Origin of the sequence: Paenibacillus sp. FSL H3-0321, assembly GCF_038002865.1 — a bacterium.
Classification (GTDB): Bacteria; Bacillota; Bacilli; order Paenibacillales; family Paenibacillaceae; genus Paenibacillus_AQ.
This window is the reverse complement of record NZ_JBBODH010000001.1, coordinates 4,422,781-4,445,709: the sequence shown is the minus strand read 5'-3', so window position 1 is coordinate 4,445,709 and position 22,929 is coordinate 4,422,781. Positions and strand designations below refer to the sequence as shown.

General features: G+C 48.5%; 19 protein-coding genes and 1 pseudogene. 3 read left to right on the top strand and 17 right to left on the bottom strand.

What is annotated here, in order from left to right; genetic code table 11:
• The first annotated feature begins 81 nt into the window (after window positions 1–81).
• A complete protein-coding gene (locus MHI45_RS19870; RefSeq protein WP_341119324.1) occupies window positions 82–621 on the top strand; it encodes a response regulator transcription factor in 540 nt (179 codons plus the stop codon).
• Here MHI45_RS19870 and MHI45_RS19865 read toward each other — a convergent pair.
• The 7 genes from MHI45_RS19865 to MHI45_RS19835 form a co-directional block, all read right to left on the bottom strand.
• The gene (locus tag MHI45_RS19865) at window positions 606–1,724 is read right to left on the bottom strand and encodes a GerAB/ArcD/ProY family transporter (RefSeq protein ID WP_341119323.1); all 1,119 of its coding nucleotides are present in this window, start codon (window positions 1,722–1,724) and stop codon (window positions 606–608) included. The genes MHI45_RS19870 and MHI45_RS19865 overlap by 16 nt on opposite strands.
• Before the next feature lie 33 nt (window positions 1,725–1,757).
• On the bottom strand, window positions 1,758–2,978 hold the full coding sequence (locus MHI45_RS19860) for a Ger(x)C family spore germination protein (protein ID WP_341119322.1): 1,221 nt from the start codon (window positions 2,976–2,978) through the stop codon (window positions 1,758–1,760).
• A gap of 13 nt (window positions 2,979–2,991) precedes the next feature.
• The gene (locus MHI45_RS19855; RefSeq protein ID WP_341119321.1) at window positions 2,992–4,614 is read right to left on the bottom strand and encodes a spore germination protein; all 1,623 of its coding nucleotides are present in this window, start codon (window positions 4,612–4,614) and stop codon (window positions 2,992–2,994) included.
• 235 nt (window positions 4,615–4,849) lie between these two features.
• Entirely contained in the window at window positions 4,850–7,636 is a 2,787-nt protein-coding gene (locus MHI45_RS19850; RefSeq protein ID WP_341119320.1) for a glycoside hydrolase family 3 C-terminal domain-containing protein, read from the bottom strand.
• A 205-nt stretch (window positions 7,637–7,841) separates the two neighbouring features.
• Window positions 7,842–8,033 carry a hypothetical protein gene (locus MHI45_RS19845; RefSeq protein WP_038584764.1) on the bottom strand — a complete coding sequence of 64 codons (192 nt, stop codon included), beginning with the start codon at window positions 8,031–8,033 and terminating at the stop codon, window positions 7,842–7,844.
• A gap of 186 nt (window positions 8,034–8,219) precedes the next feature.
• Window positions 8,220–8,630, bottom strand: a complete 411-nt coding sequence (locus MHI45_RS19840; protein ID WP_076113442.1) for a hypothetical protein — start codon at window positions 8,628–8,630, stop codon at window positions 8,220–8,222.
• Complete coding sequence (locus MHI45_RS19835) at window positions 8,623–9,072, bottom strand: LytTR family DNA-binding domain-containing protein (protein ID WP_076113443.1); 450 nt, start codon at window positions 9,070–9,072, stop codon at window positions 8,623–8,625. The genes MHI45_RS19840 and MHI45_RS19835 overlap by 8 nt, the downstream gene beginning before the upstream one ends.
• A 231-nt stretch (window positions 9,073–9,303) precedes the next feature.
• On the opposite strand from MHI45_RS19835, the gene MHI45_RS19830 reads away from it, so the two are divergent.
• Window positions 9,304–10,614, top strand: coding sequence for a putative DNA modification/repair radical SAM protein (locus MHI45_RS19830; protein ID WP_076113466.1), 1,311 nt, complete (start codon window positions 9,304–9,306; stop codon window positions 10,612–10,614).
• Window positions 10,614–11,501, top strand: coding sequence for a TIGR03915 family putative DNA repair protein (locus MHI45_RS19825; RefSeq protein ID WP_083675870.1), 888 nt, complete (start codon window positions 10,614–10,616; stop codon window positions 11,499–11,501). Before MHI45_RS19830 ends, MHI45_RS19825 begins: the two co-directional genes overlap by 1 nt.
• Window positions 11,502–12,094: 593 nt before the next feature.
• Here the strand turns inward: MHI45_RS19825 and MHI45_RS19820 are convergent.
• From MHI45_RS19820 to MHI45_RS19775, 10 genes and pseudogenes are all read right to left on the bottom strand, one after another.
• Window positions 12,095–13,222, bottom strand: a complete 1,128-nt coding sequence (locus tag MHI45_RS19820) for a glycoside hydrolase family 88 protein (protein ID WP_445667506.1) — start codon at window positions 13,220–13,222, stop codon at window positions 12,095–12,097.
• A gap of 40 nt (window positions 13,223–13,262) precedes the next feature.
• On the bottom strand, window positions 13,263–15,593 hold the full coding sequence (locus tag MHI45_RS19815) for a helix-turn-helix domain-containing protein (protein ID WP_341119318.1): 2,331 nt from the start codon (window positions 15,591–15,593) through the stop codon (window positions 13,263–13,265).
• Between the two features lie 42 nt (window positions 15,594–15,635).
• Window positions 15,636–16,520, bottom strand: a complete 885-nt coding sequence (locus MHI45_RS19810) for a carbohydrate ABC transporter permease (protein ID WP_341119317.1) — start codon at window positions 16,518–16,520, stop codon at window positions 15,636–15,638.
• An 85-nt stretch (window positions 16,521–16,605) separates the two neighbouring features.
• Entirely contained in the window at window positions 16,606–17,523 is a 918-nt protein-coding gene (locus MHI45_RS19805) for an ABC transporter permease (protein ID WP_076113447.1), read from the bottom strand.
• Window positions 17,524–17,609: 86 nt separating this feature from the next.
• On the bottom strand, window positions 17,610–19,187 hold the full coding sequence (locus tag MHI45_RS19800) for an extracellular solute-binding protein (RefSeq protein WP_076113448.1): 1,578 nt from the start codon (window positions 19,185–19,187) through the stop codon (window positions 17,610–17,612).
• A gap of 550 nt (window positions 19,188–19,737) precedes the next feature.
• A complete protein-coding gene (locus MHI45_RS19795; RefSeq protein ID WP_144024451.1) occupies window positions 19,738–20,424 on the bottom strand; it encodes a hypothetical protein in 687 nt (228 codons plus the stop codon).
• A gap of 133 nt (window positions 20,425–20,557) precedes the next feature.
• A complete protein-coding gene (locus tag MHI45_RS19790) occupies window positions 20,558–21,346 on the bottom strand; it encodes a vWA domain-containing protein (RefSeq protein ID WP_052092410.1) in 789 nt (262 codons plus the stop codon).
• Between the two features lie 111 nt (window positions 21,347–21,457).
• Window positions 21,458–22,201 (bottom strand): annotated as a pseudogene (locus MHI45_RS19785) (serine/threonine protein kinase); the annotation flags it as partial.
• 74 nt (window positions 22,202–22,275) lie between these two features.
• The gene (locus MHI45_RS19780; protein WP_038584744.1) at window positions 22,276–22,578 is read right to left on the bottom strand and encodes a pore-forming ESAT-6 family protein; all 303 of its coding nucleotides are present in this window, start codon (window positions 22,576–22,578) and stop codon (window positions 22,276–22,278) included.
• Between the two features lie 17 nt (window positions 22,579–22,595).
• Window positions 22,596–22,895 carry a WXG100 family type VII secretion target gene (locus MHI45_RS19775; RefSeq protein WP_038584741.1) on the bottom strand — a complete coding sequence of 100 codons (300 nt, stop codon included), beginning with the start codon at window positions 22,893–22,895 and terminating at the stop codon, window positions 22,596–22,598.
• Window positions 22,896–22,929 lie beyond the last annotated feature (34 nt).

Here is a 22,929-nt window from a genome sequence, read left to right as displayed (position 1 = left end):
GCATTGGCAGCATTGTAATCATCGCAGGTATAGTTAAAGATATACTTTCCTTCCAAAAACTAAAATGGATATACTAGAAACATGAGACAACAACAAATTCTGATCGTTGAAGATGACGAGACTATTGCCTTTGGACTTAAAGTGTTCCTGCTGCAAAAGGGTTTTGGTATTCAACATGCCGATCGGGTCAGTACCGCCAAAAATATGCTGACCGCCAGCCCCCATGATCTGATCCTGCTGGACTGGAATCTTCCTGACGGCAACGGCTATGATTTCTGCTCTTATGTCAAACAGATGTCCGATATTCCGGTAATCTTCCTGACTGTGCGGGATGACGAGCATGATATCGTGCAGGGTCTGGATATGGGGGCTGATGATTATATCGTTAAGCCGTTTCAGCTTAGTGTGGTACTTTCCCGCATCCAGGCCGTACTGCGCCGGACAGGAATCGCCGCCCCTGCGTCAGCCCGCCTCACCTGCGGAGCACTTCTGCTCGATCCGGTCAAAACGCAGGTGTTCTGCGGCGGAACAGAGGTACCGGTGACCGCTGGTGAATATCGCCTGCTGCTTCTTCTGCGACCTTTTGGAAATATAAATTTAGATCCTCAACTTTTCTCATGAGCTGGACGGTTTGTCCGCTTTTTTCGCTTTCTGATAAGGATTATGATAAGAAGCAATAAGGGTAGAATGATCTGAAAAACTGGAAAAATGTAATTTAGAACAATTTGTCTGCCAGCAACGATATGATGGGTATAATTTGGAGATAAGAAGGATAATCCGTAAACTAGAATGGCGACAGGCAACACCCACTTTTTATACCCAACACCGGTTATTTTTTCGAGTCCGATTACGGCACCATTAAAAAAAGCAGTCATTTTAACAATTAATCCAAGAAAGAGAAGCAAGGTAAACAGTGCGTCCATCCGCTCAAATACTTCAGCAAAGTCAATCAGTTGCACGGTTTCCAGTAGAGGCAAAGTGCTATACATTGCTATTTTTGGACCCAAAACAAAAATATTCAGTTGATTAATAAATGTCAGTGAGAGTGCCGTAATGACATAACAGGTAATCACAGCTCTGTTGAGTTTTCTTCCTGTATGGACATAGGGATAAAAAACTAGAAATAATACAGTCTGTCCGAACGGAAAAGAGACAATCTCCGGTATTGCCGCATTAAGAACAGGCTTCCACCCGGATTCCAAAACTGGAAGCATAAATTGGAAATGGAAGAGGCCGGTGACAGGAATCAGAATACTGATTAGGGCATAGCTAACTAACACAACGGGAAAAAGAATGACGCACATCAGAAACATTACTCTATATCCATAACGTACGGTATTGGAAACAACAAGGATGACGATCAGCATGATAATCCATAGCGATGTCTGGTTTAACAATGTCATTATAGTGATTTCGCCAAGATCGCGTAAATTTCGTGATACTTCATAAACGAAATAGCCCACAAACAGAAGGTTCAGGAATGTTCCGAGATATTTCCCCATATAACGGCGAAACAATAGGAACAGATCTAAAAGGGGCTCCTGATGATGAATACCCAAGTGTATTAGAAGCACGAACAGACCGGCCAATGCCCCTACCAGCATGGCTAACCAGGCGTCCTGCTTAGCCTCTCCCCCCATGAAAAATAAGGTTGTGCTGCCAACCTCGAATAACGAAATACATATGACCAGCTCCGATACCCGAATTGTACTGCTTTGGCTCATTTATTTCATCTCCTGTTTATGTTTATGTAGTCATTAATCATCTTCGGATTCGAGCAGCCGGCTAAATGAACTCTGAAATAAACCGGGCCGTTTCAGGTTCACTTCTACATCGATGTCAATGTCCATGTTAGCAATTTCCTCAGGCCAAGTTTCTTTTAAACTTTTCCAATCCTCGGGGGATTTACGGTGTATTTTATTGCCGATTCCCGCAAGGTCGACTTTTAAATGCTGTACCGCTTTCCATCCTTCCAGGATTTGCGAGCCAATAATCTTCTCTGCCTGCTGCTCCAACTTGTCAATACTTTGCGTTTTTAAAAGATCTTCAGGTGTAGTGGTCCCCAAAATCTCACCTACAACCACTTTAGCCTTGACTTTTATCGTATAATGCAGAGGCCCTTTTACCGGTGTAACTTTTACCTTTGCTTTTCGGATCAGGAAAGCGGACACATTGGCATCCTTACTTTTATAGCTTAGAGTGATCGTATGTATACGGTTGGTTAGCCAGGAGAGTCCCACACTCTCGTTTTGGTCCAGTGTTCCAACCATTTTTGCTTTCTGGAAGACGCTTAACCCGGAAATCTTTAGTTTGCTGCTGGCCGAGGTCTGTTGGAATACACTTGCCGACTCTAAATTTGAGCTGTCAGTGCCTGTAATAGATACTTCTGGAACTCCAGCAGCGCCGCTGTCGGAACTGATGCCCAGAGCCAATTCATGTACGGATACCGAAGGGTAATACGAACTTAACTGCTCATTTTTTTGCAGGATGTTGGATAACGCTCTGCCGGGAAGCTTCTCCGGGGGGATCAGCTTCTTCAAATAATCTCTGGCTTCGCCATTGGCAACTAAGACTTTAACTGTTTCCCGTGCATCAGGATTACGATAATAAGTGTCTAGAATTTCTTCAATTCCGGTTTTTGCTGCTTGTTTGCCAATGATAAGAATATTGGTATGTGCAAAATACAGCTTACGCGGATTTTCCCGGGTGCTGGCCGCTACAGCCTCTCTGATGGTTTTTCCATGTGCCGAGAAGGTATGCACAGCGGCTTGAGATCCGCCTGCACCGGATGATCCGCCTGCGCCGGAAGACATTGCCGATGGAATGATGACCTGGTAAGTAATTGTCCAGTCCCCCTGCTGCCCATCAAATCCGGTTGCTGTTGTAATTCCTAATTCGTTCATTTCAATTCGGTTTCCGCAGCCTGCAAGCATTAGACCAGCAACAAGCAAAATGGCAACTACCCAGCATCGGTGCACATAGATCTCTCCTTTAAGCTTTTGGTTCAGGCTCGTCTGCACTGCGGACAATGTTGTTCGAACCGACAGGATATTGGTGAGGAGCCTGTCTTTTTTTGTTAGTTCCGGATTTTATATTGGGTCTTGTTTTCATTGCCCACCAGGGTGCCCGAATTAGCAGATCTTTCATATTTGACTTGTAAAATGGACTGTATGGCAATAGATAGTCACTACCGAACGATTTTAGAGAGAGCAGATGAGCTAAAATAGGAACAACCCCTGCCATAATTCCGAATAAACCGAGAGTTCCTGCCAGCAGCATGAGAATAAAACGCAATAAACGTACGGCAGTTGCCATACTGAAGTATGGAATGACAAAGTTGGATATAGCAGTAAAGGAGACGACGATTACCATTGCGCCCGAGACCAGACCTGCTTCTACCGCTGCTTGACCAATAACCAGAGCTCCTACTATGGATATGGCTGGACCAATCGCACGGGGCATCCGGACGCCTGCTTCACGAATCACTTCAAAGGTTAATTCCATCAGCAAGGCTTCCAGCAGAGCTGGAAAAGGAACCCCTTCCCGTTGGGCGGCCAGAGTTACTAACAGGATGGTGGGAATCATTTCTTGATGGAACGTTGTCAAGGCAATGAACAAGGAAGGAAGCAGCAAGGAAACCATGAACGATAACAGACGGATCACCCGCAAAAAAGATGAAATGTCGTAGCGCTGGTAATAATCTTCGGCTGTCTGGAAGAAATTATAAAAAGTTACCGGGGCGATTAATGCGAACGGTGTCCCATCCACCAAAACAGCTACTTGTCCATCTAAAAGGCTTCCAGCAACGGTGTCCGGGCGTTCTGAATTTAACATTGTAGGAAAGGGAGTAAGCGGCGCATCTTGAATGAATTCTTCGATATAGCCACTTTCAAGGATACTGTCTGTATCAATGGTCTGAAGCCGCTTAGCGATCTCCTGAACCACACCGGGATCGGCAATTCCTTCTATGTAGGTTACAATGACAATGGTTTGCGAATATTGGCCGATAATGTGGCTGTCAAACTTAAGATCAGGTGTCCGCAGTTTCCTTCTGATCAGAGAGATATTGATTGAGATATCCTCTGTAAAACCCTCTTTCGGCCCCCGGATCACCCCTTGCGAAGTAGGTTCCTCCACGGCTCGTCTGACCCCGCCGGCAATGGAGACAGCCAGAGCAGATTGTAAACCATCTATTATAATGACGGCACTGCCTGTAAGGACAGCTTGATAAATCTGATTTTGCGAATCAATCATTTGAATATTTCCTGCAGGCAGTGTTTTTTTTAATAAAGAAGCTGCAAGATGTTCTTCTAACCGGTTAGAGGATGTATCGGCTAATTCTTTAACTAAGCTTTCAATAAGATCGGATAACAGGCCTGGGTCGATTAGCCCTTCAATATAACAAACGGCAAGAGGGCCGGTGTGCTCAGGATTATCGGAAAAGTCCCGGATGGTAAAGTCAGGGCTTTGACCCAGTCTCTTTTTAAGTGTGCATAGAGTACTGGCTAATGATGCATTTATAGGCTCGTTTAAGGCCTGATGTTTGGATTTTACCGCATCCTGGTTGGAACCTTTCGCTGGTCTCAATACATTTTTAATCCAGTGTTTTAGCATGATTAGCCTCCTCTCCTGAGAATACTATTTGCGGTCATTCCCCAATGTATGCATAACAGGACATCCATAAACAATCCGCTGGGCTGGAAGAAATTATTTTAAAGATTTCAGACTGGATTTAGGCGGACAAATCCCTCATTATCAAAGTGCCATTATATTATTCAGGAATCAGCAAAAAGAGAGCACCCCTAGGGGCACTCTCCTGTACTTCATATGGTTAGTTTCTTTGCAGCCTTTACACTTGTTTGAATTCAATCGCGTTAATCTGCATGCCTGGTTTGACGAAATCAAACTTCATTTCATAGAGGCCTGCTTCCAGCTCAATCTTCACGAGCTTCAGCGTGATCCATCTGCCGTCCGTTCCATTGGTTTGAATAGTCGTCACCACTTGATCGTTTAGAGTCATATTGCTTGCACTCTGAGCCAGCTCTGTATCCGGAGACATGACGCTTGCAAAGATCCGGTATACGCCTGCTTGATCAACTTTTATGAAGGTCGATCCGGCTGCAGCTGTTTGGACCACTGCATTGTCAGCTACGGTTTGGGCTTGCCCAGCGGCAAGAGCCGGATTCGCCTTGAAGGCATCAACCGTTTCTGCAATCACTTGTTCTCTGGAGAACACAGGTGCCTGCATCAGGAACTCACAAATATTGATAGCGCTGCGCTGCAGCTCTCCACGGGTCAGAGTGCCATTGTCCAGGGATTCAATCGTGTTGTCTCCCCAGACATTGGTTTCTGCACCATAGTTGCTGACAACCATATACAAGTCATTTTGTGCACGGACCATCCAGTTTGTGTTCCTCCGGTCAGCAGGACCTCCATCCACGACATCGTTCATTATCGCCCACCAGTCGGTCATCACGATGCCCTTGAAGCCCCATTCTCCGCGAAGAACCGTAGTATTCAAATCATAGTTGGATGCCGCCCAATGCCCGTTCACCGGATTATAGGAGGTCATAATCGAATTGGCTCCACCCTGTTTTACCGCGATTTCAAAACCTTTCAGATAAATCTCACGGAGCGCCCGTTCGGACACAATCGCATCCACCTTACTGCGGTGCTTCTCCTGATTGTTGCAGGCAAAATGCTTCAGTGTGGCGTTCGAGCCGCCCTTCATAATCCCGCGGGTGCAGGCTGCAGCAAAAACCCCTGAAATCAGCGGATCTTCCGAAAAATACTCAAAATTGCGCCCGTTCAATGGACTGCGGCGGATATTCAGACCCGGTCCCAGCAACGCATCTACACTGTTGCTTAACAGCTCCCGGCCTTCCATGACATACAGCTCTTCCACCAATTCAGCATTCCAGGTTGCTGCCAGCAAGGTTCCAATGGCAACCTGTGTCGCCTTCTGCCCGCTGTCCATGCGAATGCCCGACGGGCCGTCTGCGGTGCAGCCAACCGGAATTCCATAACTGAACAGCTGATCGCTTACTCCACCGAAAGCCGAAGCCGTACCCGGTGTAACGAGCGGACTGCTCATGCCTTCGCCTCTGACAATCGCCGCCAGATCCTGGTCGCTAAGCTGGGCGATAAAAGTCTCCATGCTGACTTTGCCTTCATGGACATCTCTTAATTTATATCCTTGATTGCCGGTTTGCGCTAAGGCTTCAGGGAGATTGCTCTGAATACGTTCAGCCATAGAAACCTTTTGTTTCGGTACCTCTGCATAGGCAAGTTCATAAGAGCCATCTGCTTTGCGGACTCCCGGGTGTATTCTTGTAAAGCTCTCCGTCGGCGCCAGCGCCTCTTGCAGCTGCTCCACAACCTGAAGAGCTTCCACGCTGTAACCGCTCTGTCCTTCCACGCCAACTTCGGCCAGCGCTTTAACACTGGTTCCCACGTAAAGGCGGTATGTCCCGGCTTCCAGCACATAAGCAGAAGCATGACCGGTCACTCCGGCGTCATCGTAAGAGGCCATCGAATGAACAGGGAAGCTTACAGTCAGACGCTGCGATTCACCCGGCTGGAGAAGTCGGGTCTTCACGAAGGCAGCCAAAGCTTTGGCCGGCTGGCCCAGCTTGCCTTGCGGCGCTTCATAATAGACCTGAACGACCTCTTTTCCCGCAAAGGCAGTTCCCGTATTAGATACGTTTACTTCAATAGCAATGTAGGCTTCTCCATCCTTGGTGATCACTTTGGCTTCTTCCGGCTTCACTTCAAACCGGGTATACGATAGACCGTATCCAAATTCAAATTGAACCCGCTCCGGGCAAAACGTCTCAAAATAACGATAGCCCACATAAATATCTTCCTGATAGAAGTTCTGGAGTTCATTACCGTAATTACGGGTCGAGGGATAATCCTCGATGGAATATGCAATCGTATCGGTTAATTTACCGCTAGGTGTCACTTCTCCGGCCAGCACGTCGGCAATCGCATTGCCACCCTCCATACCGCCCTGCCAAGCATAAATCACACAAGGAATGGGGTGCGCATAACCTTCATCGTTCAACCAGCTCATATCGATAATATTGGAGACATTCAGCACAACGACGGTTTGCTCAAAATAGGCCGTCACCTGCTTCAACATCGCTTTTTCTTCATCATTTAACTGGTAGCTTCCCGGTTCGTCGGCATTATCCTGGTCTTCTCCGGCCGTACGTCCGATCACTACGATAGCTTTATTGGACTTAGCTCTTGCCTCTGATACCAGTTCATCGGTTAAAGGCATCTCCTTCTGGTGCCACGGCTCTGCAGCCCAGCCCCCGCCGCCATTATCAAAAGGGTTGCTCTCAATCCACGTTTCATATACAGCTGCCAATGGCTGGTTAATAGAAATGTTCTGTTTACTCCGAAGACCATCCAGCAGATTGGTTGTATGCGAAACATGGACACTGCCGCCCGAACCGGTTCCGCTGCGATAATAATTCACCTGGGTTCTGCCGAAAATGGCAACGTTGTCACTTGCCTGAAGCGGAAGAACTTGTCCTTCATTCTTTAACAGCACTGCACCTTCTGCGGCGACGACTCTGCTGAATTCAGCAAACCCTTCTAATGGAACTCCAAAACTTTGTGTGCTCAATGTATTCTCTCCCTATTATCATCTCTATACTTATTTCAACAACTTAATATTAATATACAAGCTCAGCTTCTATAAAAGCAAAGTTTCATCTGTTAATATTGTGAATATTCGGCTTGTTCATCCACCCAGACATTCCTAAACACCCGCTCCATGAGCGGGTGTTTAGGAAAAGCACGAAGGGGCGCGGTCCCCGGCGGCCTGATTTTTATTTTTTACGCCGTTGTTTCGTCATCCGGTTATACATCACAAACGCAGCTATAATCGCGCCGATCATGCCGACGCTGGTCGCTGAATCATTGCCCATGCCAAACAGAAGGCACAGGTTCGTAACCACACTTCTCGTAAGCAGCGCAACCAATATCAGCATCAACGGACGCCAAATGTTATATCCTCTCATCCCTGCAACACCCCTGACCTAATTTTCACAAATCGGCAAACCCACTCAGCCTAAACCAACAATCTAATCTACTATTAGATGCTATTATAGCATAAGTAGGAATGCGCATACATTTTGGCCAGATTACAGAGCCGGGAGTAGTTAATTCCTTAGGAATAACACTTTCGCCCCCCGCCCCGCTGCAGCCTACTTCAGTATCTTGTTCAGCTCTTCCACTCTTTTCCGGCTGTCTATTCTAGCGTAGAAATAAAAAGCTATGGTGTGCAATACAACCGACAATAACAGCATTCCGGGCCACCAGGGCAGAATAACGTGAAACATATCTTGTGAAAATAACCAGACAATCAGCATTCCGCCCACTATCGTAATAATGGAGGAAATCAGAATATTCCAGAACGGCTTTAAAGTGAAATGATTCCATAAGGCATCGTACATAATTCCAAATAATACGGCCGATATTGCAGCAATCCCCGCAACATGCCACAGGTATACCATACTGATCGGTTGTTCCCTATAAAACAACGTTAACAGTAACGTTACCCATAAGGATGTCACCGTAAATACTTGAAAAAAAGAATGCTTGAACTGGCTAATCATGATATCTCCCCCTGAATTGTTTAATGTAATAGCGGCTGACAAAGTAACTGGAATGATCCGTGAGCACCACTTGAATCCTTGCGTTGTCTGTGGATGAAAACTCTTTAATATAACCCGTATTGATGATGGTTTGATTATTGATTTTCATAAAAAGGGCTGAATCCAGACTTTCGTTGACAACCTTCAACCGTTTATTGAGCAAATACCTTTCCCCGGTAATTACACGTACGCTGCACATGCGGTCTTCCGCTTCAATTACAGCAACCGTACTCCACCCGATTTGAACATGGCGGTCATTTTTCGCGTTGATCACTACAAGCTTTTTCTCTGCGGTATGAATAGCCTCTTTAATATTCCCCCAATGTTCCTTTTCCGCAGGATGGGTACTTACTTTGGCGACACCCCGGTCTAATCCTGAATCGGCTTCAAATATAACGTTCAATGCTGCGCCCTCCTTTCACAACTAATCTTATAAGCAAAACCTTGCTAAAACTATAGTATTGCGTTTTCTTGCAAAATCCTGCGGCTTTGTTGCACGGCGCGCTGCGGTGCATATGCACTGACACGAAAGGACACCCTTATGTGTGTATTTTTATGTATTTCTTTGATTTTGACAAGAACATTTGTTCGGGTTATACTTTTCCCAAGTGAGGGGGATTTGACCGTGGATATCATGGAGAAACTCGAAATTTTAACGGCTTCGGCCAAATATGATGTGGCCTGTACCTCAAGCGGATCGGACCGCAAAAGTCAGGCCGGAGGCATGGGCAATGCCGTCAGTATGGGCATCTGCCACAGCTTTGCGGCGGACGGCCGCTGCATTTCACTGCTAAAGGTGCTCATGACGAACAGCTGTGTTTATGATTGTGCGTATTGTGTCAACCGCAAATCGAATCAGACGCGCCGTGCTGCATTTACACCGGAGGAAATCGCAGACCTCACCATGCAGTTCTACCGCCGCAATTACATTGAAGGCCTGTTTCTCAGCTCCGGCATTATGCGTAACCCCGATTATACAACCGAGCAGCTGATTGCCGCTCTGGATCTGCTGCGGAACGTCCATCATTTCGGGGGCTATATCCATGTGAAGGCGATTCCCGGCGCAGATGATATATTGCTGTCCAGACTCGGCCTGCTCGCCGACCGCATGAGCGTCAACATCGAGCTGCCCTCCAAGGAGAGTCTTGGCCGGCTTGCTCCCGATAAGAGCAAACAGTCCATTCTGAAACCGATGGCCCTTATTAAAGAGAAGATAAACGAGAATTCTTCGGACATTGTCAAATACAACCATGCTCCCCGCTTCGCACCGGCCGGGCAGAGTACACAAATGATCGTAGGGGCAACACCGGATACCGATTACCAGATTCTCAACCTCACGGAAGGGTTGTACCGGAAGTATGGGCTGAAGCGTATCTTTTACTCTGCCTACACCCCCGTGGTAGAGCATTCGCTGCTGCCTTCCCTGGACACCAAACCTCCGCTCCTGCGGGAACACCGGCTCTATCAGGCTGATTGGCTGCTGCGCTTCTATGGCTTTCAGGCCAAGGAGCTGCTGGATGAAGCGGCGCCCAATTTCAATCCGCTGCTTGATCCCAAATGCAGCTGGGCCATCAATCACCGCGAGCAGTTCCCGGTTGAAATCAACCGTGTGCCGTACGAAACGCTGTTGCGTGTACCGGGCATCGGCGTAAGGAGTGCTCAGCGGATTGTAAAAGCACGGCGGGCGGGAACATTGGATTTTTACGCGCTGAAGAAGCTCGGTGTCGTGCTGAAGCGCGCTCAATTTTTCATTACCTGTAAGGGAAAAATGCTGGAGGGGTTAAAAGTCGGCGAGCATACCCTGCTTCGTTCACTCATGTCCGGCCAAGAGCTGTCCCCGTTTCTACAGCCGCAGTACGAGCAGCTTTCCCTGTTCGATGACACGTATTTGGCAGCCTTGCCTGCAGCGGGAGCGGCAGCACTGAGGAAAGGAGAATCCTCCTGATGTTCAAGACGGCCGCTCTGGCCTATACCTATGACGGCAGCTTTGAGGGCCTGCTATGCTGCGTGTTCGAGAGTTATCAATGGAAAGAAACCCCGCTTACCATACATTCGGAGGGTGAGGGGCAAGGTCTGCTGCTGGAATCCAAATGGATTGAGACCGACAACGCCAAAGCAGACCGGGTGCTGCGCTCCATACCTCTGCGCATCTGTCCTGAGGCCGAAGAGCTTGTCCGTTTAGGATTCTGGACATGTACGCCAGACAAGGAACTGCTGCTGCTGAATTTTCTGTATCTCGGCTTCGCACATGGCCGCAAGGTTATGGACATGCTTGCCGATGATACCGTGAATGCCTTGCAGAAGGCAGTACAGCATCTGCGGCGGGAAGGGCATCTTTTTCTCGGTTTTGTGCGGTTTTCCGTTTACGGTCCGGTCATGGCGGCGGTGATTGAACCCCGCAACTACGTGCTCCCTGTCATTCAGGAGCATTTCTGCGACCGGTTTCAGGGCGAAAGCTTCATGATCTATGACAAGACCCATAGGATGGCGCTGATCCATCAGCCCGGCCAAGAAGCCATTATTCCACTGCAGGAATGGATACCCCCGGAGCCGGATGCGGCTGAAGAAGCCTATCGCCGCCTGTGGAAGAAATTCTATACTGCCATCGGTATCCAGGAGCGCCGCAACGACCGGCTGCGTTCCTCCCTGATGCCCAAGCGCTACTGGAAGCAACTTACGGAAATGGACGGGGGCAATGCGGCGGTACCGGTGCTCACAGCAAAACAGGCGCAAACTACACGACTGAAGAGCAAGGAGCGGCGTGAAGTGCACCAAGTAGAAACGGCTACACCATCCTTACAAGGACGGGATCCGTTTCAGGGAGAACGATAAGGACAATTTACAGTACCATTTTCTGATCACATGCGGAGAAAGGCGTTTCGCTACTAGGTAGTTTTTTGTGTGGAGGCTTACGTCTCGGTGTTCCAGGGACTTCGCTCTTCTTCCGAAGGCGTGTGTGTGTCCGGAAAGTGTATTCCTGGCTCTGAGTACAAACGGACCGAGTTGCACTTATTTGGGGCTTTTAGCCTGTTACAGTAGGAAAACGGACTCCAGCGCAGTTATTTTTCCATGATGGCCGCTTTTAGATAGAATGCAGAACAGATAAGGTCGTCTGGGTCCGCAAAAGAGAATAAACAGGGGGTTTACTCTCCATAGCGTCTCCTGAGTCCGTCCCTCGTAATTAAGGGGGACCTACTTTCAATATTGCTTCCCCAGAGCTCTTCCAGTTTGAAGACACACTCTAGCATATAAATCTTTAAAAAACACTCTGGAGGAGTGTTCGTGCGGCTGTAACCTGCATCCCCTGATCATTCGTGTATTTTAATCCGCTTCAGCAGAACATCTGCTCTAAAAGCACAAAGAGCACCCATCCAGGTGCTCTTGCTTATGCTTCTCCAGCTTGAAAGAGCAAGCTTGCTTCCGGGCTACCGCTCGTACCAGTACCCCGGAATGCCCCGCTCCAGCCGCATCAATGCCTCCAAATAGTAATAATCGCCCCAGATGGTGTAATCATCCGGGGACTCGCCACCTCTAACGGAGTACGAACCATGCTTTAGCAGGCCTTCCGCTTCCTCGGCACCCTGCGTGGAATAATGCTCTGCCAGTGACTTCACTGATGCCTCCGCAGCGTCCAGAAAAAACTGGCGTTCCGGATCATCGGCATCCAGCTGCGAAGCTATCTCCAGCAGGCCGCAGGCGGCGATGGCAGAGGCGGAGCTGTCCCGTTTCGTATCCGGCCCCTGCGGAGCGTCAAAGTCCCAATAGGCTACCTGATCCTCCGGCAGATGGGCGATGAAGTAGCGGCCCAGGCGCTGCGCTGTCTCCAGCATCTCCGGGCTCTGCAGATAGCGGCTGATCAAGGCGAAGCCGTAAATGCCCCAGGCCTGCCCGCGGGTCCAGGTGGAACCGTCGCTATACCCTTGGTGTGTTCCGCCCCGAATCGCTTCTCCGGTCGCCGGATCGAAGTAAAAGGTATGGTAGCTGGAATCATCACCGCGCACCAGAAAACGGCGGGCTTTGCGGGCATGCAGTTCTGCAGCCCGGCGGTATCTAATGTCACCGGTCTGCTCCGAAGCCCAGAGCAGCAGCGGCAGATTGAGCAGGCAGTCTATAATAATTCGCCCGCCATTCACCGGGTCCCCTTCCGGTCCCCAAGCCTGGATCAATCCCGCTTCTTCGCGCCAGCGCTTCATTAGCATGTCCGCAGCCTCCAGCGTCAATTGTCTTGCGGCGGCATCCTTCTCAATAATCCACTGCGCCTTGGAAGACAGCGAATACATAAAGCCGATATCATGATGATCGAAGATGATCTTATGGTCCATGCGGCGGCGGAAATTCTGCACGGTTTTTACCGCCTGTCCGCGATAGACGGGATCGTCACTGTATTCAGAGCACAGCCAGAGAATACCGGACCAGAAGCCTGCCGTCCACTCTGTGTTGTCATTCAGCGTATAATGCTCATCGCCTGCGCTCACATGGGGGAACCGGTCCCCGAATCTTGAGATGTTGCGTTTGGTCACGCCAAGCGCATCTTCAATCGCTTTTTTCCACATGCCAGTCATTGCTCCTTTACTAATTTCATTGAAATGTTCATCAACTCTCGTGGTGGATTAACCGGTTATTTTGCTTATATTGGCCGGGGGTGATCCCCTCATATTTTTTGAAGACGCGGATGAAGGAGTTGCTGTTCAGGAAGCCCACACGCTCCGATACCTCCTGCACGTTCAGTTCGTCCTCCTGTAATATCTTCTTGGCTTGTTCAATTCTGTACTGATTAATATAGTCGATGACATTTACCCCGGTCTGTTCCTTGAAGTACTTGGAGACATAGGTAGGGTGGAAACGGAAACGCTCCGAAATGTGGGTCAGTCCCAGATTAACATCAGAATAGCTCTCATGGATGAAATCAACCAGCTGATCCTTCAGCTCCGTATTGTGGGACCGCTTGCGTTCATGAACCATTTGGCAGACCGTCTCCAGAATCCGCAGCAGTTCCGCCTCAATCTCCTCAAAGGTCTCGCAGGCAAACAGCTGGCGGATCAGCTCGTTGCGCTGAGTTAGTTCCTTCCGGTCATCGCTCTTCATCTGCTCGGTGGCCTTCAGCATGGTGCCGATCAGCTCGAACATCAGACAGCGGGCCAATTCGACAGACAAGGGCTCCCCGGCGAAATTGGTCATCAGGATCTCATTCATGACCTCGGTGGAGCGGGCATAGTTGCCCGTGGCGATATAATTGACCAGCTGCCGCTCCAGATCCAGCGGATAATACAATTCCTCTTTGGGCTGGCGGATCCGGTTCTGGTCAATAATCTGGCCAATGCCCAGAATCAGCCGGTATTCGAGCGCCTCCTCCGATTCCCGGAAGCAGGCTGCGATTTCCGCTATGGATTGGCGGATGCCGCTTACTCCCACCGAGAAATAGACCAGGAAACGCGATTGGATGAAATGCTGCGCCTCTTCGGCGGACTTGATCAACTGCGGGAGTGCCTCCCCAGCACTTCCCCGGATATTGACCAGAAAGGCAATTCTTCCGTCCATCTCGGCGGAATAGACGGGACCCACTGCGCTCATCAGCTCCTCCAGCACATTGGTTAGAATCAGATGGACGAATTGAATTTTCTTCTCCTTATCCTCCGGCTCTCTGGTGCGGAATAATCCCCCATAATTCTCGATATGCAGGAGCAGTACGGCAAAAGAATCCGTCTCCAAGCGAATGCCCAGGTGCTCCATCTCCGCAGCAAGCTCCGCTCCAGGCCGCACCCGTCCCTTCATCATTCTCGACAGGAAGCTGCTGCGCACCATTGTCTGCTGCTCTTTAAGCCTTGTAGCGAATTGATCCTGCTCTTCCCAGGCCCGGGTCAGCACGTTTTGCAGAATGCCGAATTCATCGTCCCGCTGCTCCAGCTTCACTTTGACTTTATCGGAGATGATATTCATGATCCGGCCGAGCGGCCGGTAATTTCGCCGGGTGAACCACCAGGCCGCCACGCCGCCGAGCATGAGTACGGCCGCAACCCCGGCAAAGGTGATGTTGCGGATGACCGTCAGCTTTTTGGCATAAATGCGTGTAGGAACAATAGAGACATACTGCCAGTCCTGCACATTGGAGGAAATCTGCGAGACCGTCACGGATTCACCGTTCCATTCTGCCGTTCCTGTCCTTCTTCCGGAATCTTTGTTCAACTGCAAATAAGCCTTTATAGTGTAAGGGGTTTCAATAGGTCCGGTAGAAAATAGCGTGCGCCCGTCACGGTCAAGGATGAATACTGTGCTCTCCTTGTCCAAACGCACATTATTTATAGCCTGCTGGAACCGGTCGGGGTCCAAAGTGACCACAAAGGTAGCCGGACTGTCGCCGGTTGCCTGAATAGGGAAGGGCTGGAGATAGACCAGCGTCTCCTCAATGCGCTGATCCTCACTCCGAACCTCCATTTTGCGGAACACACTTTCGCGGGATTCCTGCATCAGCCGTGTCCACTCCTGCTCGGTCACGCCGGTCCCCTCATAATAAATCTCATACAAAAAGTTCTTAGAAACCAGCGAAGAGGAGGATAACGCCACGTCGGAAGCTTTGACATAAATATATAATTCACGGATCAGTCCATTCCCGATCCGGATGGATTTGAGGTTTTTGATCAGATCAAGCCCCATCAGCCGCCATCTTGCATCCTGTTCGGAAGCGTGGTTGATGAAGCTGCTAAGCTGGGAATCAGCCATTAGCTGGCTGCTGATACTTCCGATATCTCCCATCTGGCTGTCGATGTTCTCCTGCACCTGGGACAGCAGAACCATATTCGAGCGGTTGACTTCCTCCTCCAGCAGATTGCGGGATTCCACAAAGACGGCTGCGCCGATGAGGATAGGAATGAGCAGGATTACCAGATAAGAGATACTCCAGGACAACAGGATGCTCTTCTTCTTCATGGGTCTCCTCCTCAAAAGTAAGCTTTGGCGGCAAAATTTGAATTATTCCTTAATGGCTCCAATCATAACGCCTTTGACAAAATATTTCTGCAAAAACGGATAAATGAACAGAATAGGCAGTGTGGCCACCATGACCGTTGCGTATTTCACACTTTCACCGATGGCCTCCTTGTCGCCCATTGCCGCTGCCGTCGTCATCGAATCCGTGCTGTTCTGAATCAGAATTTCCCGCAGCACCAGCTGGAGCGGATACAAATTACGGTCGCGGAGATACAGGATCGCACCAAACCAGGAGTTCCAGTGAGCCACACCATAAAATAGAATCATTACTGCAATGACCGGCATGGATAAGGGTACCACAATCCGCCAGAGGATGCGTACCTCTCCCGCACCATCAATCCTTGCCGATTCCAGCAGGCTTTCGGAAATCTCCTGAAACGAGGTGCGCATAATGATCAGATTATAGCTGCTGACCAGTCCCGGCACGATGAGAGCCAGTAAATTGTTACCCATGTGCAGCGTGTTGTTAATCAGCAGGTAAGTTGGAATAATCCCGCCGTTGAAGAACATCGTGAACACAATGGCCAGCATAATCGGATTCCGGAGCATGAAATTTTTGCGGGACAAGGTATACGCGCCAAGAATGGTGAACAGCAGATTGAGCGCCGTCCCCAGCACCACAATCACAATCGTATTCCGGTAGCCGGACAGAATGCTGGGATTGCTCAGCACCAGCTTATAGCTGTCCAGATTGAACCCTTCAGGGAAGAAGAGCAGACCGCTGTGGGCCATTAATCGCCCCGAGTCGCTAAGCGATGCATTCAGTACATGCAGCAACGGATACAAGGTGAAGATGATCATCACGACCATCAGGAGCATATTTGCCCCGTCAAATAGCCTTTCTCCAATCGTTCTTTTTATTTTCATGGAAATCCCTCACTTTATCTTCCCAGGTGAATGTGTGCTTGCACGCCTGCATGCGCTTAACTTCACCTTTGGAGTTTAACACGTACTAGAACAGCTTATTGTCGGATACCGCTTTGGATAGACGGTTGGCGCCAATCAGCAGGATAAAGTTGACGACCGACTGGAATAGGCCTACAGCTGTGGTGTAGCTGAACTCGGCGCTTTCACTGATCCCTTTGCGATAGACAAAAGTAGAGATGACATCCGCCGTATCGTAGACATTCGGATTATAGAGCAGGATAATCTTCTCAAATCCGATCTCCATCAACCCGCCAATGCGCAGAATAAGCAAAATGACAATCATCGGGATGATGCCCGGCAGGGTGATATGCCACACCTGACGCATCCGGCTCGCGCCGTCCACTTTAGAAGCATCGTACAGCTCGGGATTAATTCCGCTAAGGGCAGCCAAATAAATAATCGTGGAGAAGCCAAGCTCCTGCCAGATGGATGAAGCAGTGTAAATGGTGCGGAAATTGCCCGGATCACTCAGCAGGGCGCTGCTCTCGCCGCCGAAGAAGACAATAATGGAGTTAAACAGCCCGTCCCGGGACGAGAAATCCACAACCATTCCGCAGATCACCACAATAGAGATAAAATGGGGAATATATGAGACCGTCTGCACCGTGCGTTTGAACATTTCATGCCTCAGCTCATTCAGCAGCAGCGCAAGCAGAATTGGAGCCGGGAATCCGAACAACAGCTGATAGAAGCTTAAGACCAGCGTATTTTTGAGAATCCGCCAGAAATAATAACTCTGGAAAAAATCCCGAAAGTGCTGCAGCCCCACCCAATCACTGCCCCAGATTCCTTTGCCGACCGTATACTCTTTGAAGGCAATTACTGCTCCGTACATCGGCAAGTATTTAAACACGAGAAAATATAAAACCACCGGGAGGGCCATCCAATAGATCGCTTTGTTTTTTTTGTAATTCAACCAGATCAGGGAAAGCTTCTGCGGCATAGTCTCCCTCCTTTCTTAATCGTTCATGACAACATTCCCGCGGGGGCAAACATGTCCCTCCACCGCACCGCGGGCTGTCTTCCTTCTTATCTGGCGTTGTAGCGGTCTACGGCTGCCTGCTGAATTTCAATCGCCCGTTTGACGTTGAATTTGTTGATCTGCGCGGTGAACTTGTCGAAGTTCTCAATCGGCTCGGCGCCGATGACGAATTTGATGAACATTTCATCGCGGTAGGTGGTAATGTCGCTCATGATTTTGCTGTACTCGCTTGATTCCTCCGTGGTCAGACTGACTGGTGGGAGACCCACCTTGAGCGTATTGTCGCTGTATTTGGAAAAAAGCACGACCGCATCCTTCTGCTGCTGCAGCTGATAATATTGCTCGTTATACCGGTCGTCATCTTCGCCTACAAACGGATAGTTGGCAATGAAATGCTTCGCCATCGCCTGGACCACAGACAATCCGTCCGGATTCTTCAGAATCTCATCCGTATAGGTCGGATACCCGTCCTTCATCGTATAAGTTACACCCTCTACGCCAAAGTTCTTCAGCATATGGCCTTCTTCACTGAAAAAATAGTCCAGCGCCTTAACGGTTTCTTCCGGGTTCTTGTTGCTTTTCGTAATTGTGGCTCCGGCACCGCTCCACTCCCAGGACCGGCCGGTGAACATCGGCTCATCTCCCTTGTTCACAACCGGGAACTGGACGGCAGTCAGATTGGCATCCGGTTCCTTCTCCTGCAGTGCAGGCAGATACCGGCCAATGCCGCCGCCAATATAGGCAAAGAATGCGCCAGCCTGGCTGCCCAGAATCTTGGCATCATAGGTCTTCTGATCATTTGTGGCGAAATCGGGATCAATCAGTCCTTCTTGATACCAGCGGTGGAATGTGGTCAGGAATTCCTTGAATTCTGGCTCGGTCGGCCCGAACGCTACCTTGCCGTCTTTCAGAAAGATCGTATTCGTAATTCCATAGGCTTCTAAGAAATTTGCGGCTGCCGGTCCCATCGTGGTCAGCTTTGGCGGTGCGCCGTACAACAGCGGAGCGGTGACGCCCTTCTTGTCCTTGAAGGCCTTCAGCACAGTCTCCCATTCATCCAGGGTTTCAGGCTTTTGCAGATTCAGTTCATCCAGCCAATCCTGACGGATGAACGTACCGCCGAAGGTTTTATACTCGCCCAGACGCAGATGGGGAATCGCGTAGATGTCTCCGTTATCCGCTTTCAATTGTTTCTCAACCTCGGGATTCTCCTGAAGAATCTTCTTCAAATTAGGCGCGTACTGGTCAATCAGGTCGTTCAGCCTAATAATCGTTCCGTCATTATACAACTTGGAGTAGTCGCCATACACGAACATCACATCCGGCAGCTCATTCGAAGCAAGCATGACATTAAACTGCTCGGTCTCGGCACCCACGGCGGGATGCTGGAATTCCGTCTTAATGTGGGTCTGTTTCTCCCATTCCTTAATCGCCGTGATTTCACTCATGTTCTTCAGCGTGATCGAGACATTCGTATTCAGTGACGCCCAGATCGAGATCGGTGTAGGAGCGTCCGTCTGCTCTTTTCCCGCATGCTCATTACTGCCCGAGCAGCCTGCCAGCCCCCCCATTGCGAGCAATAAGCCGGTGCCAAGCGCAATCCGTTGTTTCCATGATCTCTTCATCTTTTCACATCTCCCCCATGTGTTCGTAATAGGTCCGCTTGCTCCTTCAACTTACCGCCTCCCTGCTCTCTTGCCTATCTTCCATTCTTGCCGCGATATCGATAAATTGACTACAGCCTGTACACCACAGGAATTGTATATGGATGTTAAAAAATCAAGATTGCTTAGCATCTGAGCAAAACCTTGTAGTGAGCTCAAATGATTGTGTCTGCGAATTCACAAATGTACCCCATAGATTTAACGCGGTAAAGCGTATGGCTACACCTTACTATAAAGTGGCGCAAAAAGAAAAAAGACACCGGATGGGATGTCTTTTAAATGGTGCTCCATTTTATGCAATTCTGTGCTTTATTGCGGGCCATCTTGCTCTTAGGGCTTCATTCCATGGACCACATCCAAGATTAAGAGTATATTATCAGAATCCTGCTTACAATATTTTGTATTATACTTAAATAAAGGACGATCACCACAATGTCCGTTTTACTTATGTATAGTTTATTTTCTCAACTTATTTGGCAGCCCTACTCAAATGGTTAGGACTAACCAACAATTAATCCCAGCGAATTTCCAAAAAAGAAACATCATCACTGGCAACATGGTTATACGACGTTTCAATCATCTGTCGAAGTTCCGCGTTTTCCGGATACCTCTTCCAATTCCTGTATCCCATTAGTCCGTCCGTGAATATTTGTATACAATTCGGTCCACCGGAACCTTTTGCAAGATCCATAGTCAGAATAGAAGGTCCCTCTCCCATAACACCATGACAAGTCGACCAACGGTTCCATTGGGAAAACCCGCTTACCAAGCCTGGAATCTCAGTGCCATGATCGAAGAGACGAATAGCTGTATCTCCCAGCCAGGCTACGGTGATCTGAACCTTGTTGCTGTCAGCCGTGTAGCTAATCTTACCGCATACAAATGTAGTCTCGCTGCCCTTCAAGCGTTTCTCCTCCAGTACTTCGCGGAAGAGGCCGCCAATATGCGAAGGGAGTTCATAATGGTTGATCATATTTGTAGCCGGGGCGGTCATCTGCTGCAAGCCTGAAGATAACTTGTACTTTACAACTTCGCTGTCCGCAGAATTAAAACAATCGGATTCAGATATGAATTGCAGCAGAGAATCCCCTAGGTATTTTGCTGCTAAATTTCCGTAAAAGGACTGGCTGACCCCATCACATACACAGAACAGGATGCTGTCATCCGTTACTTTATAGGTTATATAGTCCTGTCCCACATCATCTCCCTGCCGTGTCTCTCTGGAACGGGCATAGGTGCAGCGTATGGAATAAGGTCCTGCTTGCAGTGACGACAGAGGATATTCCAATCGTTGGTCAATCTGAAATAATCTCATCTCTATCATCACTGTCCTATCGTATCGGAGTAGACGCAGATATCTGGAAGCCTAAAGACACCATTTCGTGACTGCTGCCAGGCAGCATCATCAGAGCTCCGCTCTGCAGAGTATAAGAGAATTCAGTCATCATCTTACGGTAGCTTTCCGGAAGTGCAGAAGACATGTTTCTGAGTTTAAGCGCATAGTCATCCTTCAGATTCATTCCGGGCAGAATCCCCTTCCAGTTCCGCGGGTCGTTAACAGGTTCTTCGAGAAAATGATCATTTATAAAAATGTTCTCAATAAGCACATTCCCATCAGGTACACTCATCTCCATGATCCGTTTGGCCACCGGCTCGGGATCCTCTCCGGTATGCACGCCGTCAGTCATGTGGCAAATCAATGGAGCCGGACACTTCTGCATAAGGGGCAACTGCTCCAGAAGCAATTCCTCAGCTCTTTGAAACGCAAGTGCTGTATCCGTAAATCGCATGGGTGTAAGCTCTGGCAGCGTCGCCGTCCTGGCAATTTGATCGATCGCCTTGATGCCTCCCAGCAAGTCGTCCACCTCGTCACTGTAAGGAAGAATAGCGATCCGATAACGTGCTGCAATCCGGCTCCCCTTAGTGGAGCGGTAGACCATTTGCTTTATGGTAGAAACCAATGCTTTTTTCACTAAATCTATTCTTCTGACATTATTCATTTCCAACCCCATTGAAGCACTAACATCAATTAGATAAATAATCAATGCCGGAGTGCTTTGCGTAGCCTGTACTGTATATTTTTCCCTGGGGGCTAATCCCCCGGTTAAATCTCCAGTCATTGGTGAAGCTCCATCCTGATTATTGATCATAACCGTCGGTTCAACGACCGGTGTTTTATCGATCATTAATTTAGAGATGTTTTCTAATTGTTTTTTCACTTCACGCGCACTTTGAATCCTTTGATCCGGGTGCGTTACAAGTAATTTTTTGATCAGATTCACATATTCCAATGGAACCTCAGGAGAAATGAGTGCAAAGGTAGCATGAACGGAAGAATAATATTTTCCACCGGTGAGCAGGAAATAAAGCGTGGCCCCCATTGAATACAAGTCGGTCCGGAAATCCGTCTGCCCATTTTCCAATTGCTCCGGTGCTGCAAACACCAGTGTACCTAATGCAACAGTATCCTTTACCTGCCCCTTCTTGAACGTCCTTGCAATTCCGAAGTCAATCAGCTTCAAATTGTCGTATTCATCCACCATAATATTTGAAGGCTTTAGGTCACGAAAAATCACCGGTTTAGGCTGTTCATGTAAGTAATTCAGAATCTCGCACAGCTGCACGGCATATTTAAGCGCGCGCTGCACTGTTATCGGCGTCTTGTTATCCCCATATATCTCTTCAATCGTGTGCCCGTTCACATATTCCATCACCAGATAACTTCTTCCTTCAGCATCCGGCTCAAAATAATCCGCTATCTTCAGAATGTACGGGTGGGACAGATTGCTGAGAATCCGTATTTCTTCCAAAAAGCTGCTGCCATCGGTTTCAGAATCGATAATGATTTCCTTAACCGCCCAAACCTTACGATTCAATCTGGTATCCCGAACCCGGTATACAGTACCCATGCCACCTCTGGCAATAAGCTCTTCTACCAGATATCTCCCACCAAGAATCTCTCCGTATGTCAACATATTCCTTCTCCTATCCCTGGTTCAGTGCTAATAAGGGCAACGGACATTGTCCATTACCCTTTCTTCAGAAGCTGTTATTTGAATTGGCTCGCATTGTTTTTTATCGCGTTTTCCGTATCTTCATATCCCTTTACTGTTGTATCCAAGAAAGTAGCATAGGAAATAATAACATTCTTATATTCCTCAAAGCGGGGTTCCATTCCCTTAAATTTCTCACGAATGGTATTGCTTGCATCACTTTGCCAGGTGGAGGCAAGTGCGTTCATCTCCATTTTAATTTCATCCAGTCTGGCGCTGAGATTTTCATTAATGGATCGGATCGTTCCGGCAGTATTCGCTACCTCAGGTAGAGAAATTTGAATTCCTTCCGTTGACATACATGCAGCCCCCTTCTTTAATTGGTTAATTTCTTAGCAGAATTGATAATTTCACTTTGTGTATCCCGGTACATCTTGGCGCTCAGTTTTAGAAATTCGGAATATTTAAGGAGCAGATCATACATGTTCTTAAAATCCTCCTCAAACCCTTGAATCTGGGTAACATATGCCGTATTGTCGGCCCCTTTCCAAGCGGCACCCATCGCGTTTACCTCTGTGAATAACTTCTTGTATTGCGTGGCGTACTCAGACGCTTGACCATCCATCTTCTGTGCTGCTGATTCCAGCCGTGCAGGATCCACAGTAATTTTCGACATTATTTCTACTCCTTTCTGATTAAAAAAACATAAA